The sequence below is a fragment of the Streptomyces sp. BL1 genome (genome assembly GCF_057628045.1).
This window is the reverse complement of the sequence record NZ_JBXYWZ010000002.1, coordinates 3,464,784-3,480,894: the sequence shown is the minus strand read 5'-3', so window position 1 is coordinate 3,480,894 and position 16,111 is coordinate 3,464,784. Positions and strand designations below refer to the sequence as shown.

General features: G+C 69.2%; 15 protein-coding genes and 1 tRNA gene. 9 read left to right on the top strand and 7 right to left on the bottom strand.

Annotated elements, in window-relative coordinates; translation table 11 throughout:
* Nucleotides 1-6: 6 nt before the first annotated feature.
* Nucleotides 7-642 (bottom strand): NAD(P)-dependent oxidoreductase, encoded by a 636-nt coding sequence (locus AC3AGO_RS15320; RefSeq protein ID WP_487820755.1) that lies wholly within the window; start codon nucleotides 640-642, stop codon nucleotides 7-9.
* A 51-nt stretch (nucleotides 643-693) separates the two neighbouring features.
* Here AC3AGO_RS15320 and AC3AGO_RS15315 point away from each other — a divergent pair, with 51 nt between their 5' ends.
* On the top strand, nucleotides 694-1,314 hold the full coding sequence (locus tag AC3AGO_RS15315) for a TetR/AcrR family transcriptional regulator (RefSeq protein WP_487820754.1): 621 nt from the start codon (nucleotides 694-696) through the stop codon (nucleotides 1,312-1,314).
* A 34-nt stretch (nucleotides 1,315-1,348) separates the two neighbouring features.
* On the opposite strand, the gene AC3AGO_RS15310 is transcribed toward AC3AGO_RS15315, so the two are convergent.
* The 6 genes from AC3AGO_RS15310 to AC3AGO_RS15285 form a co-directional block, all read right to left on the bottom strand.
* A complete protein-coding gene (locus AC3AGO_RS15310; protein WP_487820753.1) occupies nucleotides 1,349-2,611 on the bottom strand; it encodes an NAD(P)/FAD-dependent oxidoreductase in 1,263 nt (420 codons plus the stop codon).
* A complete protein-coding gene (locus tag AC3AGO_RS15305) occupies nucleotides 2,608-2,802 on the bottom strand; it encodes a ferredoxin (protein WP_487820752.1) in 195 nt (64 codons plus the stop codon). The genes AC3AGO_RS15310 and AC3AGO_RS15305 overlap by 4 nt, the downstream gene beginning before the upstream one ends.
* A 77-nt stretch (nucleotides 2,803-2,879) precedes the next feature.
* Nucleotides 2,880-4,103 (bottom strand): cytochrome P450, encoded by a 1,224-nt coding sequence (locus AC3AGO_RS15300; protein ID WP_487820751.1) that lies wholly within the window; start codon nucleotides 4,101-4,103, stop codon nucleotides 2,880-2,882.
* Between the two features lie 233 nt (nucleotides 4,104-4,336).
* Nucleotides 4,337-4,993 carry a TetR/AcrR family transcriptional regulator gene (locus AC3AGO_RS15295; RefSeq protein ID WP_487820750.1) on the bottom strand — a complete coding sequence of 219 codons (657 nt, stop codon included), beginning with the start codon at nucleotides 4,991-4,993 and terminating at the stop codon, nucleotides 4,337-4,339.
* A gap of 205 nt (nucleotides 4,994-5,198) precedes the next feature.
* Nucleotides 5,199-6,239: an adenosine deaminase gene (locus AC3AGO_RS15290; protein WP_487820749.1), complete on the bottom strand. Its 1,041-nt coding sequence runs from the start codon at nucleotides 6,237-6,239 to the stop codon at nucleotides 5,199-5,201.
* 131 nt (nucleotides 6,240-6,370) lie between these two features.
* On the bottom strand, nucleotides 6,371-7,609 hold the full coding sequence (locus tag AC3AGO_RS15285) for a pyridoxal phosphate-dependent aminotransferase (protein ID WP_487820748.1): 1,239 nt from the start codon (nucleotides 7,607-7,609) through the stop codon (nucleotides 6,371-6,373).
* 233 nt (nucleotides 7,610-7,842) lie between these two features.
* Between AC3AGO_RS15285 and AC3AGO_RS15280 the strand changes: the two genes are divergently transcribed.
* The 8 genes from AC3AGO_RS15280 (at nucleotide 7,843) to rpoB (ending at nucleotide 16,045) form a co-directional block, all read left to right on the top strand.
* Nucleotides 7,843-7,915: transfer RNA gene (locus AC3AGO_RS15280), tRNA-Trp, on the top strand.
* A 108-nt stretch (nucleotides 7,916-8,023) separates the two neighbouring features.
* Nucleotides 8,024-8,305, top strand: coding sequence for a preprotein translocase subunit SecE (gene secE, locus AC3AGO_RS15275; RefSeq protein ID WP_487820747.1), 282 nt, complete (start codon nucleotides 8,024-8,026; stop codon nucleotides 8,303-8,305).
* 74 nt (nucleotides 8,306-8,379) lie between these two features.
* Nucleotides 8,380-9,243: a transcription termination/antitermination protein NusG gene (nusG, locus tag AC3AGO_RS15270; protein WP_487820746.1), complete on the top strand. Its 864-nt coding sequence runs from the start codon at nucleotides 8,380-8,382 to the stop codon at nucleotides 9,241-9,243.
* A 175-nt stretch (nucleotides 9,244-9,418) separates the two neighbouring features.
* Nucleotides 9,419-9,853: a 50S ribosomal protein L11 gene (gene rplK / locus AC3AGO_RS15265; protein ID WP_487820745.1), complete on the top strand. Its 435-nt coding sequence runs from the start codon at nucleotides 9,419-9,421 to the stop codon at nucleotides 9,851-9,853.
* 123 nt (nucleotides 9,854-9,976) lie between these two features.
* The gene (gene rplA, locus AC3AGO_RS15260; protein WP_487820744.1) at nucleotides 9,977-10,699 is read left to right on the top strand and encodes a 50S ribosomal protein L1; all 723 of its coding nucleotides are present in this window, start codon (nucleotides 9,977-9,979) and stop codon (nucleotides 10,697-10,699) included.
* A gap of 313 nt (nucleotides 10,700-11,012) precedes the next feature.
* Nucleotides 11,013-11,576 (top strand): 50S ribosomal protein L10, encoded by a 564-nt coding sequence (gene rplJ / locus AC3AGO_RS15255; protein WP_487820743.1) that lies wholly within the window; start codon nucleotides 11,013-11,015, stop codon nucleotides 11,574-11,576.
* A gap of 93 nt (nucleotides 11,577-11,669) precedes the next feature.
* Entirely contained in the window at nucleotides 11,670-12,056 is a 387-nt protein-coding gene (gene rplL, locus AC3AGO_RS15250) for a 50S ribosomal protein L7/L12 (RefSeq protein WP_487820742.1), read from the top strand.
* Nucleotides 12,057-12,559: 503 nt separating this feature from the next.
* A complete protein-coding gene (gene rpoB / locus AC3AGO_RS15245; RefSeq protein ID WP_487820741.1) occupies nucleotides 12,560-16,045 on the top strand; it encodes a DNA-directed RNA polymerase subunit beta in 3,486 nt (1,161 codons plus the stop codon).
* The last annotated feature ends 66 nt before the right edge of the window (nucleotides 16,046-16,111 follow it).

Sequence of the window (16,111 nt, the reverse complement as noted above, 5' to 3'; positions counted from 1 at the left end):
CGGCCGTCAGGAGGCCACGCCCACCGACTGCTTCACGGTCGTCTCGTCGTCCAGCATGGCGAGCATCGCGCACGCCAGATCGGCGCGCGAAATGGAGTGACCGCGCGCCACCACCCCGTCGAGGCTCGTCCGGTACGTGCCGGTCAGCGGCTTGTCGGTGAGCTGCGGGGGCCGCGCCACGGTCCAGTCCGTCGCGCTGTTGCGGATCTCCTCCTCCATCAGCGCCAGATCCGCGTAGACCGCTTTGAAGGCGCGGCGTACGAGCGGCCACATCACGTACCGGAAAACCGCGCTCTCGTCTGCCGGAATCTTCCCGACGGGTGCGGCGCTCACGGCGACATAGCGCCGCACGCCTTCGGCCTCCAGCGCGCGCAGGATGGCGCGCGTTCCGGTGGAGGCGATGCCCGCCGCCTTGTTGTTCGGCGCCCCGAGTCCCGAGAGGGCCGCGTCCCTGCCCTCCACGGCGGGCCGCAGTGCTTCAGGATCCGTCACGCCGGCCTGGACGATCTCCAACTGCGCGTGCTGTACGGGCAGCCGGTCCGGGTTCCGTACCACTGCCGTGACCTCGTGCCCCGCGTCGAGGGCCTGCCGCACCAGCTGCTGTCCCGTACCGCCGGTGGCGCCGAAGACGGTGAGTCGCATGACGTTCCCCCTCAGGGTGGGTAAGTGTTCACTCACCACTAGAGTGAGTGCATGCTCACCGGGAAGTCAACGCGGGACCGCATCCTCGACGCCGCCGCCGAACGGATGCGCACCATCGGTCTGGCCCGTGCCACCACGAAGGAGATCGCCCGCGCCGCCGGCTGCTCGGAGGCGGCCCTCTACAAGCACTTCACCAGCAAGGAAGAGCTCTTCGTGCAGGTGCTCAAGGAGCGGCTGCCGCGCCTCAACCCGCTGCTCGACGAGCTCAACTCCGGTACGGCGGGGGAGCGGACGGTCGAGGAGAACCTGGCCGACATCGTCCGTCAGGCGGTCCTCTTCTACGAACAGAGCGTCCCGATAGCCGCCTCCCTCTACGCCGAACCACGGCTCAAGGACCGGCACTACAGGGCGATGGCGGACATGGGCATGGGCCCGCACATCCCCGTGACGGCCCTGACGGACTATCTGCGCACGGAGCGCGACGCGGGCCGCCTCCGCGCCGGCGCCGACCCCGAGGCCGCCGCCACCCTCCTCCTGGGCGCGTGCAGCCAGCGGGCGTTCCTCGCCGACTTCAGCCGCACCACGGGACAGGAGCCGTCCCCGGTCGACGAGTTCGCCGAGGCGCTGGTCCGTACGGTCCTGGACGGCATCGCCCAGGGGTGCGGGTCCTAGGGGCACACCCTCAGGACCCGCACCCCCGATTCCCCTACGGCAGCTGTGCGAGTGCCTCGTCCCACGCGGACGGGGCGGCCACCAGCCCCCGCAGGCCCCTCATCTGACGGGGCGGCACCCCGATGCCCAGTACGCCGACGGCCCGTCCGGCCTCCCCGTACAGGGCGACCAGTTGCAGCGGGTCCTTGCCCAGCACCCGCACCTCGACGGTGTCGGCGCGCTCCAGCGAGCCGTACGCCTGGAGCTTCAGGCCGAACTGGTCCGACCAGAAGTACGGCACGGGCCGGAACGCCTTCCGCTCCCCGAACCGCGCACCGGAGTCCTCTCCGGCCTCCTCACCGTCCGCAGCGCCGAAGCACTCCGCGAGCAGGTTGCGTGCCGCCGCCATGCCCTGCTCCGTGGCGTTCATACGGTGCTCGATCCGCAGCGAGCGGCCGAGCGTCTCGTGCTCCCAGCGAGCCACGTCCCCGGCCGCGTAGACGCCGGGCGCCGCGGCGCAGTACGCGTCACACTGCACGCCGTTCACCGGGTCCGCGTCGAGGCCGGAACCCTCCAGCCAGTCGACCGCCGCGTCGGAGCCGACGGCGACCAGCACGGTGTCGCCCTCGACGACAGTCCCGTCCGCGAGCCGCACTCCGGTCGCACGTCCGCCCTCCTGGAGGACACCGTCGACACGCTGACCCGTGTGCAGAGTGACGCCCTGTTCGCGGTGCACCTCTGACAGCAGCGCCCCGACCCGCGTACCGAGCATCCGCTCCATGGGTGCGTCCCCGGTGCCGGTGAGGGTCACGTCGTGCCCCAAGTCGCGTGCCACCGCGGCGGCTTCGGTGCCGAGTACGCCCGTACCGACGACCACGACCCGCCGCCCCGGCGTACGGAGCCGCTCCCGCAGTGCGAGCGCGTCGTCCAGGGTGCGCAGCACATGCACGCCGTCAATGCTGTCCGACCCCGGGAGCCGCCGTGCGCGCACGCCTGTGGCGATGACGATCCCCGCACAGTCCAGCACCGCGCCGTCGTCCAGCGTGACCCGCCGTGCCGCAGCGTCCAGTGCCACGGCCCGGGTGCCCAGCCGCAGGTCGAGCCGGAGTGCGTCGAGCTGTTCGGCCCCGCGCAGGGCGACCCGTTCGGCGTCCCACTCGCCGCTCAGCAACTGTTTGGACAGCGGCGGCCTGTCGTACGGTGGCCGGTCCTCGTCACCGATCAGGGTGATGTCGCCGTCCCACTCCGCACGCCGCAGCGCCTCGGCCGCGGAGAGGCCCGCGGCCGAGGCGCCGACGACGGCGATGCGCGAGGTCACTCGCTCACCGTGATGACGGCGGCCGGGCAGATGGCCAGCGCCTCCCGTACGGCCTCGTGCTGTTCGGCCGGCGGGTTGGCGTCGAGCAGTTCGACGATGCCGTCCTCGTCACGCTGGTCGAAGACCTCGGGCGCGACGAGCACGCACTGGCCGGCGGCACAGCATTTGTCGGCGTCAAGGGTGATCTGCATGGTGCTTCTCCTTAGGGAACTTCGGAACGTCGGGGGTTCGGAACGTGGGGAGGTCCGGAACGTCGGCGGGGAGTCCGTCACCAGGTGACGGGCAGCGAGTGGCAGCCGTAGATGGCCATGTCCGTACGGAAGGGCACCTCGTCCAGCGGCGCGGCGGGCTGCATGCCGGGGAAGCGGCGCAGCAACGTACCGATGACGACCTGGAGTTCGGCGCGCGCGAGCGCCTGGCCGAGGCACTGGTGGATGCCGTAGCCGAAGGCGACGTGGTGCTGGGCGTTGGGCCGGCAGACGTCCAGCTTGTCCGCCTCGGGGAAGGTCTCCTCGTCCCGGTTGGCGGAGGGCACGGCCACGATGACGCCCTCGCCGGCGCGGATGATCTGCCCGCCGACCTCGACGTCCTCCGTGGCGGCACGGCGCGGGCCGTTGCGGATGATGCTGTGGAAGCGCAGCAGCTCCTCCACCGCGCCGCGGATCAGCGTCGGGTCCTGACGCAGCCGTTCCGCCGTGTCCTGGTCGAGCATCAGGCTGAGGGCGCTGAGCCCGATCATGTTGGCGGTCGTCTCGTGGCCCGCGACGAGCAGCAGCCCGGCGAAGGCGACGATCTCCTGGTGGTTCAGCTCGTCGTTCGCCTCGCGGTCGGTGATGAGCCGGCTGAGGATGTCGTCGCCCGGCTGCTCGCGCTTGGCGTCCACCAAGCCGCTGAGGTAGCGCGTGAGTTCACCGCGCGCCTTGTCGCGCTCCTCCTCGTCGATCTCCCGCGCCAGCAGCTTGCCGGTCAGCTCCTGGAACAGCCCGTGGTCCTCGTACGGCACGCCGAGCAGCAGGCTGATGGCGAGCGAGGGCAGCGGCAGGGCGAGCGTCTCCACGAGGTCGACGGGGCGCTCGGCGGGGTCGGTGCGCTCCATCGCGTCGCACAGTTCGTCCGTCAGGCTCTGCAGTGTCGGCCGCAGCGCCTCGACCCGTTTGACCATGAAGTCGCGCGTCACCATGCGGCGCAGCCGTGTGTGCTCGGGCGGGTCCATGCGGATGAACCCGCGGACCGCCGCGGAGCCGGCCGCCGCGCCGCCGGTCATGCCGCTGAGCGGGTAGCCCGCGCGCGTGGTGTCGGAGCTGAAGCGCTGGTCGCCGAGGATCGCGCGGATGTCGGCGTACCGGGTGGCGAGCCATGCCCAACTGCCGTCCGCCAGCGACACCTTGGACAGCGGCTCCTCGACGCGCAGCCGTTCGAGCCCGGCCGGCGGGTCGAACGGGCAGCCGGAGGGCGGTTCCACGGGCAGGGGCTCCAGTGCGGTGGCGTTCATGCCGCTCCTTCTCTGACGTCTCGGGCGATCGACTAACACGCGTTAGCTTACGCATGTATCAAGAGGCGCCGCGCGACCAGGTCGCCGTAAAACGGCCCGGAAAAGCGCAATCAAAATGGAGAAAAAGGGCATACCGCAGCCGTCGACGGCACCCGAACTCATCGAGAATTAAGAGAAATCCGCAGAGCCCGCAGCCGTGTACGCACGGCCACCGCCCCGGCGGCGCTTCCGCCTCAGCGGTCCAGCAGCAGTTCGAGCAGCTCGTCCACGAACCGGTCCAGCCGCGCCGGATCCTTCTGCCGCGGCATCACATGCCACAGCGAGACCCGCCCGTGCACCGCGGCCCACAGCACGTACGGCGCCTCGTCCCACGAACACCGCACCGGACGGCCGGCGTCCTCGCACCGCCGCAGCGCCTGGCTCCAGCCCTCCACCAGCACCCGCGCGGGGTGCTCGGGCAGCCGCTCGGGGCCCACCGGGGTCTGCGAAGTCGCGTACATCAGCCGGTACTTGGCCGGGTGCGCCACCGCATAGCGGCAGTACGCCCGCAGCTGCGCGCGCAGCCGCTCCACGGGATCGCCGCCGCCGTCCGCGCCGGCCGCCTCGTCGTCCGCCTCCGTCATGGCCGCGGCCAGCCGGTCGTAGCTCTGCGCGAGAGTCGCCCACACCAGCGCGGTCTTGTCGGGGAAGTGCCGGTAGATGCTCGGCGCGGCGATCCCCGCCTCGCGCGCGACGGCCCGCAGCGACAGCGCGTCCTCGCTGCCGACCTGCTCCAGCAGCCGCTCGGTGGCCTGCAGCAGTTCCTCGCGGAGACGCTCGCCCTGGCCACGCGGGTTACGCGGCCGCGCCCCCGCAGGCCGCTCCGCATCCGCCGCACGCTCCGCACTCACAGCCCGCTCCGCCACTGTCCGTCACCTCCGCACTCCACAACCCACCGTAGCGAGGTGTGGGCGATCGGTCCGCCCGAGGGGCGGAGGGGGCACCTCCCAGCGTTAGCTGGGGGAGGGCGGGCACACCGGACCGCACCCGCGAGGTCAGGTCCCCACGCACGCAACGCCCGCACAGCGAGACCGGCGCGACCGCCACAACCGGCCGTCAGCCCACCCACGCATCGATGTCCCGAAGCACACCCTCACGCACACCCGCCGGCATGGCCGCCGCCCGCACCGACTGCCGCGCCAGCTCCGCCAGTTCCACGTCGGTGAACCCGTGCGACTGGCGCGCGATCTCGTACTGCGCCGCAAGCCGCGAGCCGAACAGCAGCGGGTCGTCGGCGCCCAGCGCCATCGGCACCCCGGCGTCCCACAGCGTCCGCAGCGGTACGTCCTCCGGCTTGTCGTACACCCCCAGCGCCACGTTCGACGCCGGGCACACCTCACAGGTCACCCCGCTCGCGGCGAGCCGTTCCAGCACCCGCGGGTCCTCCACGGCCCGTACGCCGTGCCCCACCCGCTGCGCCCGCAGATCGTCCAGGCAGTCCCGCACACTGCCCGGCCCGGACAGCTCCCCGCCGTGCGGCGCCGCGAGCAGCCCGCCCTCGTGCGCGATGGCGAAAGCCCGGTCGAAGTCCCGCGCGAATCCCCGCCGTTCGTCGTTCGACAGTCCGAAGCCGACGACCCCGCGGTCCCGGTAGCGCACCGCCAGCCGCGCGAGCGTACGGGCGTCCAGCGGGTGCTTCATCCGGTTCGACGCGACCAGCACCCGCATGCCGAGCCCGGTGTCCCGCGAGGCGCGTTCCACGGCGTCGAGGATGACCTCCAGCGTCGGCGTCAGACCGCCCAGCCGGGGCGCGTACGACGTGGGGTCGACCTGGATCTCCAGCCAGCGCGACCCGTCCCGCACATCCTCCTCGGCCGTTTCCCGCACGAGCCGCTGGATGTCCTCGGGGGTGCGCAGACAGGACCGCGCGATGTCGTACAGCCGCTGGAAGCGGAACCAGCCGCGCTCGTCGGTGGCCCGCAGACTCGGGGGTTCCCCGCCGCTCAGCGCCGCCGGCAGCCGGACGCCGTACTTGTCGGCGAGCTCCAGCAGCGTGCCGGCCCGCATCGAGCCGGTGAAGTGCAGATGCAGATGGGCCTTCGGCAGGTCTCCGAGGTCTCTCGTCGCGGCGTCCCCGCGGGCACGGAAGCTCTCCATCCCAAGATCCTGCCGTATTGCCATACCGCCAGGAAGACCGGATCCCCGAACGAGTGCTTGCCCGAACACGAACTCGGGCGGACACCCGCCGAGTTCGGCAGGTGCCCGCCCGGAGCGGTACGGGGAGCGCGTCAGTCGCGCGCCTCCGCCAGCAGCTTCTGCATCCGCGAGACGCCCTCGGCCAGATCCTCGTCGCCCAGCGCGTAGGACAGCCGCAGGTAGCCCGGCGTACCGAACGCCTCGCCCGGCACCACCGCGACCTCGGCCTCCTCCAGGATCAGCCCGGCCAGCTCGACGCTGGTCTCCGGCCGCTTGCCGCGGATCTCCTTGCCCAGCAGCCCCTTCACCGACGGGTACGCGTAGAACGCGCCCTCCGGCTCCGGGCAGACCACGCCGTCGATCTCGTTCAGCATCCGCACGATGGTGCGCCGCCGCCGGTCGAAGGCCTCCTTCATCTTCTCGACCGCGTCCAGGTCGCCCGAGACCGCCGCGAGCGCCGCCCGCTGCGCCACGTTGCTGACGTTGGAGGTCGCGTGCGACTGCAGATTGGCCGCGGCCTTCACCACGTCCTGCGGGCCGATGATCCAGCCCACCCGCCAGCCGGTCATCGCGTACGTCTTGGCCACGCCGTTCACGACGATGCACTTGTCGCGCAGCTCCGGCACGACCACCGGCAGCGACGTGAACTCAGCCTCCCCGTACACGAGATGCTCGTAGATCTCGTCCGTCAGCACCCACAGCCCGTTGTCCGCGGCCCACCGGCCCACGGCCTCGACCTGCTCACGGGTGTACACCGCGCCGGTCGGGTTCGACGGCGAGACGAAGACCAGCACCTTCGTCTTCTCCGAGCGCGCCGCCTCCAGCTGCTCGACCGAGACCCGGTAACCCGTCGACTCGTCGGCCACCACCGGCACCGGCACACCGCCCGCGAGCCGGATCGACTCGGGGTACGTCGTCCAGTACGGCGCCGGGACGATGACCTCGTCGCCCGGGTCCAGGATCGCGGCGAACGCCTCGTAGATCGCCTGCTTCCCGCCGTTGGTCACCAGCACCTGCGAGGCCTCGACCTCGTACCCGGAATCACGCAGCGTCTTCGCGGCGATGGCCGCCTTCAGCTCCGGCTGGCCGCCGGCCGGCGTGTAGCGGTGGTTCTTCGGGTCGCGGCAGGCCTCGACCGCCGCTTCGACGATGTAGTCCGGCGTCGGGAAGTCCGGTTCACCGGCGCCGAAGCCGATCACCGGACGCCCGGCGGCCTTCAGGGCCTTCGCCTTGGCGTCGACGGCGAGCGTGGCGGACTCGGAGATCGCACCGATCCGGGCCGAGACGCGTCGTTCGGAGGGGGACTGTGATGAGGGAGTCGCAGCGGTCATGGAGGCATGTTCCCAGACCGCGCGGACGCCGGGCACCGTCCTGTGCGGGACCGCACAGCGGCATGCGCGGGAACCGGCGCGGGACCCGGGATCATGGGCCAACGGCTGCCCCCGCGTTACGTGTTCGACGCCTGGCCACGAAGCACGTACACTCCTACGTCGTTGGCCTTCACGCCCACCGATTCCGGTTGCGTCACGCGCTGTTCCGGATGGGGTAAGTTGAGGGACCACAAAGGGTCGTAGCTCAATTGGTAGAGCACTGGTCTCCAAAACCAGCGGTTGGGGGTTCGAGTCCCTCCGGCCCTGCTCCACACATCGTCACCAAGGTGTGTGTGCTTGCGTACGTACTGAATTGCACCGCCGTGCGGCCGGGCCGGACGCCGCAGGGCACCCGACCCGGACAGGTGAGGACGAGTGACGGAGATCACGGACACCACCGAGGTCCCCGAGCCCGGAGGGTCGTCGGACGACAAGAAGCCGCGGCGCGGGGGCAAGCGCGGCAAGAAGGGTCCGTTCGGCCGGCTCGCGCTCTTCTACCGCCAGATCGTCGCGGAGCTCCGCAAGGTCGTCTGGCCCACGAAGCAGCAGCTCTCCACGTACACCTGGGTCGTGATCGTCTTCGTCGTCGTCGTCATCGGCATGGTGACCGTGATTGACTATGGGTTCACCGAAGCCGTCAAGCGCGTCTTCGGCTGAGGCACCCGCGGAGGCGCCGCCCCGCGGTGCTTTCCGCATGTTCGACCCCTTGAAGCCAGGAAGAAGCAGCCACCGTGTCTGACCCGAACCTGAACGACGCCGTCGACCCCGCCGAGGGCGATGACACCGCGCGCGACATCGTCGAGGCGGCAGACAGCGTCGACCAGGCGGAAGCTGCCGAGGCCGCGGCCGGCGAAGCGGCCGAGGAGGCCGCGGTCCACGTCGAGTCCGACGCGGTCGCGGAGACCGCCGAAGACGTCACGGAGGAGACGGCCGAGGAGGCCGCCGAGGCTCCCGAGCAGGAGGAGCCGGCCGACCCGATCGCCGAACTCCGCCAGGAGCTGCGTTTCCTCCCCGGCGAGTGGTACGTGATCCACACCTACGCGGGTTACGAGAACCGCGTGAAGACCAACCTGATGCAGCGGGCCGTCTCGCTGAACGTCGAGGACTTCATCTTCCAGGCCGAGGTGCCGCAGGAAGAGGTCGTCCAGATCAAGAACGGCGACCGCCGCACCGTCCGGCAGAACAAGCTCCCCGGCTACGTCCTGGTCCGGATGGACCTGACGAACGAGTCCTGGGGCGTCGTGCGGAACACCCCCGGCGTCACCGGCTTCGTGGGCAACGCCTACGACCCGTACCCGCTGACCCTCGACGAGATCGTGAAGATGCTCGCCCCGGAGGCCGAGGAGAAGGCCGTCAAGGCCGAGGCCCAGGCCGAGGAGGGCAAGCCCGCCGGCGGCCCGAGCCGCAAGGTCGAGGTCCAGGTGCTGGACTTCGAGGTCGGCGACGCCGTCACGGTCACCGACGGCCCCTTCGCGACCCTCCAGGCGACGATCAACGAGATCAACGCCGACTCGAAGAAGGTCAAGGGCCTGGTGGAGATCTTCGGCCGGGAGACCCCGGTCGAGCTGAGCTTCGACCAGATCCAGAAGAACTGACCGGTCCCGCCGGGCGGTTCACAGAAGACTTCCGACAGGTCAGACGGGCTCAGAAGAGCCCGTCTGACCTGCTGGTTTCAGCGCGCACCACGGTACGGGCTATCGTGGTGCGGTATGCCTCCATCCGGATGACGGGTGGAGGAGAATCACCTCTCACTAGGACCCGGAGAGAGTTATGCCTCCCAAGAAGAAGAAGGTCGCGGGGCTTATCAAGCTCCAGATCCAGGCCGGCGCCGCGAACCCGGCTCCGCCGGTCGGCCCGGCGCTGGGTCAGCACGGCGTCAACATCATGGAGTTCTGCAAGGCCTACAACGCCGCGACCGAGTCGCAGCGTGGCTGGGTCATCCCGGTGGAGATCACGGTCTACGAGGACCGTTCCTTCACCTTCATCACGAAGACCCCGCCGGCCTCGAAGATGATCCTCAAGGCCGCCGGCGTGGACAAGGGCTCCGGCACCCCGCACACCACCAAGGTCGCGAAGATCACCCGTGACCAGGTGCGCGAGATCGCCGACACCAAGATGCCCGACCTCAACGCCAACGACATGGACGCCGCCGAGAAGATCATCGCCGGCACCGCGCGTTCCATGGGTGTCACCGTCGAGGGCTGACACGGCAGTTCACCGTTCCGCGGTGAAGCCTCAGCACCCCGTGGCAGGGCCTGCGCCGGCCCGCACCACGACTCCGTATCCGTCCCGCGGTGAGCCCCGCGGGGACAACTGCCAGGAGCAGAAGTGAAGCGCAGCAAGACACTCCGCAACGCGGACGCCAAGGTCGACAAGACGCGGCAGTACGCGCCGCTCGAGGCCGTGCGTCTCGCCAAGGAGACCTCCACCGCCAACTTCGACGCCACCGTCGAGGTCGCCTTCCGTCTGGGCGTCGACCCGCGCAAGGCCGACCAGATGGTCCGCGGCACCGTGAACCTCCCGCACGGCACCGGTAAGACCGCCCGGGTCCTGGTCTTCGCGACCGGTGACCGTGCCGCGGCCGCGGAAGCCGCGGGCGCCGACATCGTCGGCTCCGACGAGCTGATCGACGAGGTCGCCGGCGGCCGCCTGGACTTCGACGCCGTCGTCGCCACCCCGGACCTCATGGGCAAGGTCGGCCGCCTCGGCCGCGTGCTCGGTCCGCGTGGTCTGATGCCGAACCCGAAGACCGGCACCGTCACCCCGGACGTCACCAAGGCCGTCACCGAGATCAAGGGCGGCAAGATCGAGTTCCGTGTCGACAAGCACGCGAACCTGCACTTCATCATCGGCAAGGCGTCCTTCGACGAGCAGCAGCTCGTCGAGAACTACGCCGCTGCCCTCGATGAGATCAACCGGCTCAAGCCGTCGGCGGCCAAGGGGCGTTACATCAAGAAGGCGGCCCTGACCACGACGATGGGCCCCGGCATCCCGGTCGACCCGAACCGCACCCGGAACCTCCTCACCGAGGAGGACCCGGCCGCGGTCTGACCTTCCCGGTCACCGACCCCGCCGTACGAACGGCCCCGAAAGCGGATTTGGAGCTTTCGGGGCCGTTCGCGTATTGTCATTGCGAAGCCAAAGACCGCTGGTCGTCGCCGTACTCGTTCCGAGAGTCGGCGGCCGAAGGATCCGCTAGCTGCGGGCGACCCGCGCAGGTGTCGAGGAAAGCAAGTCTCCCGGTGTGTCCGCATGTTGTGCATGCTGCCCCGGTAGAGCTACGCCCCGCGCCCTGCGTTGGGGCGTTTCGTTTTGTCCAGCCCCTTCCGAGCGGTCCTCATCACCCGGAAGGAGGCCGAGGCTCATGGCGCGAGAGCAGGTCGCACCTGAAAAGATCGATGCCGTTGAGGAGATGACGGACAAGTTCCGGAACTCCAACGCCGCAGTGGTCACCGCGTACACCGGGCTTTCCGTGGCCCAGCTCCAGCAGCTGCGCCGCTCGCTCGGTGAAGGCGCTCAGTACCGTGTGGTGAAGAACACGCTGACCAAGATCGCGGCCAATGAGGCCGGGATCAGTGAGCTGGACGAGTTCCTTGTGGGCTCGTCTGCCGTCGCCTTCGTGACCGGTGACTCGGTCGAGGCGGCGAAGGGTCTCCGTGACTTCGCCAAGGACAACCCCGCCCTCGAGATCAAGGGCGGCATGGTCGACGGTGCGCTGTACAGCGCCGCCGACCTGAAGATGCTCGCGGACCTCGAGTCCCGTGAGGTGCTGCTCTCCAAGCTGGCAGGCGCCATGAAGGGATCCATGGCCAAGGCCGCGGCGACCTTCGAGGCCCCGCTCACGAAGTTCGCCCGCACTGCGGACGCGCTGCGCAGCAAGGTCGAGCAGGGCGGTGCCGAAGCTTCGGCTCCCGCCGAGGCCGAGTAACGCGCTCCGGCGCAGACCTCGGTCGCAGCGGGCCGGCAAGCCCGCCGAAATCACACATCCGGCACCAGCCGATCTAGTGGAAGGACCGCCACCATGGCGAAGCTCAGCCAGGACGAGCTGCTCGAGCAGTTCAGCGACATGACCCTCCTCGAGCTCTCCGAGTTCGTGAAGGCCTTCGAGGAGAAGTTCGACGTCGAGGCCGCCGCCCCGGCCGCCGCCGTTGTCGCCGCCCCCGCGCAGGGTGGTGGCGAGGAGGCCGCCGAGGAGCAGGACGAGTTCGACGTCATCCTCGCCGGCGCCGGCGACAAGAAGATCCAGGTCATCAAGGTCGTGCGTGAGCTGACCTCCCTGGGTCTCAAGGAGGCCAAGGAGCTCGTGGACGGCACCCCGAAGCCGGTCCTCGAGAAGGTCTCCAAGGACGCCGCGGAGAAGGCCAAGGCCTCCCTCGAGGAGTCCGGCGCCTCCGTCGAGGTCAAGTGACTTCAGTCGCATGACCCCGGGTCGGATGACCCGTTTCCAAAGGGCGATCACCCGTACGGGTGGTCGCCCTTTGGCGTGGCTGCGACGCTTACGTTGTCTCGTCGGCAACGGCAGGTATGGTGATCTTCGTTGCCCTGGGGGCCTTGACGTACGGCACGCAGCGCGCAATTCTCGGGACGCGTCGTCACATCGGTCCGGTAACCGAGGCATGGATCGAAGGCGTAGCGGGAAGTGTTGCGGCAAGCAGGATCCGACCCGGCGAATCGAGGCCGCCGGGGAGGCGGCGCGGCATCGGAGAACAACAAGGAGACCTCCCGGAGGAGAGATTGCCACCGGCTGGAGGCGGAGACCGGAGCGTCACCCGGTCTCCGGAAATCTGCTCTGGACATCAGTGGGCCTTGTGGCTACACTGACCCTTTGCGCTGCCTGATAGCTGCCCCCTGTCCGTCACCAGGGGCACCGGTATGCGCGCAGAGAGTCCGAGCCCTCGGAAGGACCCCCTCTTGGCCGCCTCGCGCACCGCCTCGACCTCCAATTCGAACAACGGCGCCAGCACTGCCCCGCTGCGTATCTCCTTTGCAAAGATCCAGGAGCCCCTCGAGGTTCCGAATCTCCTTGCGCTCCAGACCGAGTCCTTTGACTGGCTGCTCGGCAACGACGCCTGGAAGTCCCGCGTCGAGGCTGCGCTGGAGAGTGGACAGGACGTCCCGACCAAGTCCGGTCTGGAGGAGATCTTCGAGGAGATCTCCCCGATCGAGGACTTCTCCGGGTCGATGTCGCTGACGTTCCGCGACCACCGTTTCGAGCCCCCGAAGAACTCCATCGACGAGTGCAAGGAGCGCGACTTCACGTACGCGGCTCCGCTCTTCGTCACCGCCGAGTTCACCAACAACGAGACCGGCGAGATCAAGTCCCAGACAGTCTTCATGGGCGACTTCCCGCTCATGACGGACAAGGGCACCTTCGCCATCAACGGCACCGAGCGTGTCGTCGTCTCGCAGCTGGTGCGCTCCCCGGGCGTCTACTTCGACAGCTCCATCGACAAGACCTCCGACAAGGACATCTTCTCCGCCAAGATCATCCCGTCCCGGGGTGCCTGGCTGGAGATGGAGATCGACAAGCGCGACATGGTCGGTGTGCGCATCGACCGCAAGCGCAAGCAGTCGGTCACCGTTCTGCTCAAGGCGCTCGGCTGGACGAACGAGCAGATCCTCGAGGAGTTCGGCCAGTACGAGTCGATGCGCGCCACCCTGGAGAAGGACCACACCCAGGGTCAGGACGACGCGCTCCTCGACATCTACCGCAAGCTGCGTCCGGGCGAGCCGCCGACCCGCGAGGCCGCGCAGACGCTGCTGGAGAACCTCTACTTCAACCCGAAGCGCTACGACCTGGCCAAGGTCGGCCGGTACAAGATCAACAAGAAGCTCGGCGGTGACGAGCCGCTGGAGTCCGGCGTGCTCACCAGCGCCGACATCATCGCCACGATCAAGTACCTGGTGAAGCTGCACGCGGGGGAGACCGAGTCGCAGTCGGCCGAGGGCGACACGATCGTCATCGAGACCGACGACATCGACCACTTCGGCAACCGCCGTCTGCGGAACGTCGGCGAGCTCATCCAGAACCAGGTGCGCACCGGCCTGGCCCGTATGGAGCGCGTCGTCCGCGAGCGGATGACCACCCAGGACGTCGAGGCGATCACGCCGCAGACGCTGATCAACATCCGGCCGGTCGTCGCCTCCATCAAGGAGTTCTTCGGCACCAGCCAGCTGTCCCAGTTCATGGACCAGACGAACCCGATCTCGGGTCTCACCCACAAGCGCCGTCTCTCGGCGCTCGGTCCGGGTGGTCTGAGCCGTGAGCGGGCCGGCTTCGAGGTCCGTGACGTGCACCCCTCGCACTACGGCCGGATGTGCCCGATTGAGACCCCTGAAGGTCCCAACATCGGTCTCATCGGTTCGCTCGCCTCGTACGGCCGGGTCAACGCCTTCGGCTTCGTCGAGACGCCGTACCGCAGGGTCCACGACGGCATCGTCAGCGACGAGGTGGACTACCTCACCGCCGACGAGGAGGACCGCTTCGTGATCGCCCAGGCGAACGCGCCCCTCACCGAGGACCAGCGCTTCGCCGAGGAGCGGGTGCTGATCCGCCGCCGTGGCGGCGAGGTCGACCTGATCCCGGGCGACGACGTGGACTACATGGACGTCTCGCCGCGCCAGATGGTGTCGGTCGCGACCGCCATGATCCCGTTCCTCGAGCACGACGACGCCAACCGCGCGCTCATGGGCTCGAACATGATGCGCCAGGCGGTGCCGCTGATCAAGGCGGAGTCGCCGCTGGTCGGCACCGGCATGGAGTACCGCTGTGCGGTCGACGCCGGCGACGTCATCAAGGCCGAGAAGGAGGGTGTGGTCCAGGAGGTCTCCGCGGACTACATCACGGTCGCCAACGACGACGGCACGTACACCACGTACCGCATCGCCAAGTTCACCCGCTCCAACCAGGGCACCTCCTTCAACCAGAAGGTGCTCGTGGACGACGGCGCCCGCGTCGTCGAGGGCCAGGTGCTGGCCGACGGCCCGTCCACCGACGAAGGTGAGATGGCGCTCGGCAAGAACCTGCTCGTGGCCTTCATGCCGTGGGAGGGCTACAACTACGAGGACGCGATCATCCTCAGCCAGCGTCTGGTGCAGGACGACGTCCTCTCCTCGATCCACATCGAGGAGCACGAGGTCGACGCCCGTGACACCAAGCTCGGCCCGGAGGAGATCACCCGGGACATCCCGAACGTCTCCGAAGAGGTCCTGGCCGACCTCGACGAGCGCGGCATCATCCGGATCGGCGCCGAGGTCGAGGCCGGCGACATCCTCGTCGGCAAGGTGACCCCCAAGGGCGAGACCGAGCTGACCCCCGAGGAGCGGCTGCTTCGCGCGATCTTCGGCGAGAAGGCCCGCGAGGTCCGTGACACCTCGCTGAAGGTGCCGCACGGCGAGACCGGCAAGGTCATCGGCGTCCGCGTCTTCGACCGCGAGGAGGGCGACGAACTGCCCCCCGGCGTGAACCAGTTGGTGCGCGTCTACGTGGCGCAGAAGCGCAAGATCACCGACGGTGACAAGCTCGCGGGCCGGCACGGCAACAAGGGCGTCATCTCGAAGATCCTGCCGGTCGAGGACATGCCGTTCATGGAGGACGGCACCCCGGTCGACGTCATCCTCAACCCGCTGGGTGTCCCGTCCCGGATGAACCCGGGTCAGGTCCTGGAGGTCCACCTCGGCTGGCTCGCCAGCCAGGGCTGGAACGTCCAGGGGATCGACGAGGAGTGGGCGCAGCGCCTCACCGAGATCGGCGCGGACGACGTCAAGCCGGACACCAACGTCGCGACCCCGGTCTTCGACGGTGCCCGCGAGGACGAGATCGCCGGCCTGTTCAACGCGACGGTGCCGAACCGCGACGGCGACCGGATGGTGCAGCCGTCCGGCAAGGCCCACCTGTTCGACGGCCGTTCCGGCGAGCCGTTCCCGGACCCGATCTCCGTCGGGTACATGTACATCCTCAAGCTGCACCACCTGGTCGACGACAAGCTGCACGCGCGCTCGACCGGTCCGTACAGCATGATCACCCAGCAGCCGCTGGGTGGTAAGGCCCAGTTCGGTGGCCAGCGCTTCGGTGAGATGGAGGTGTGGGCCCTGGAGGCGTACGGCGCCGCGTACGCACTGCAGGAGCTGCTCACCATCAAGTCCGACGACGTCACCGGCCGCGTGAAGGTCTATGAGGCCATCGTCAAGGGCGAGAACATCCCCGAGCCGGGCATCCCCGAGTCCTTCAAGGTGCTCATCAAGGAGATGCAGTCGCTCTGCCTGAACGTGGAGGTGCTGTCCTCGGACGGTATGTCCATCGAGATGCGTGACACCGACGAGGACGTCTTCCGCGCGGCGGAGGAGCTCGGTATCGACCTGTCCCGGCGCGAGCCGAGCAGCGTCGAAGAGGTCTGACGGGCCCGGAGGGAGCGCCGACACCATGGCGCTCCCTCCGCCCCGCGACCCCGTTCAGACCACCAT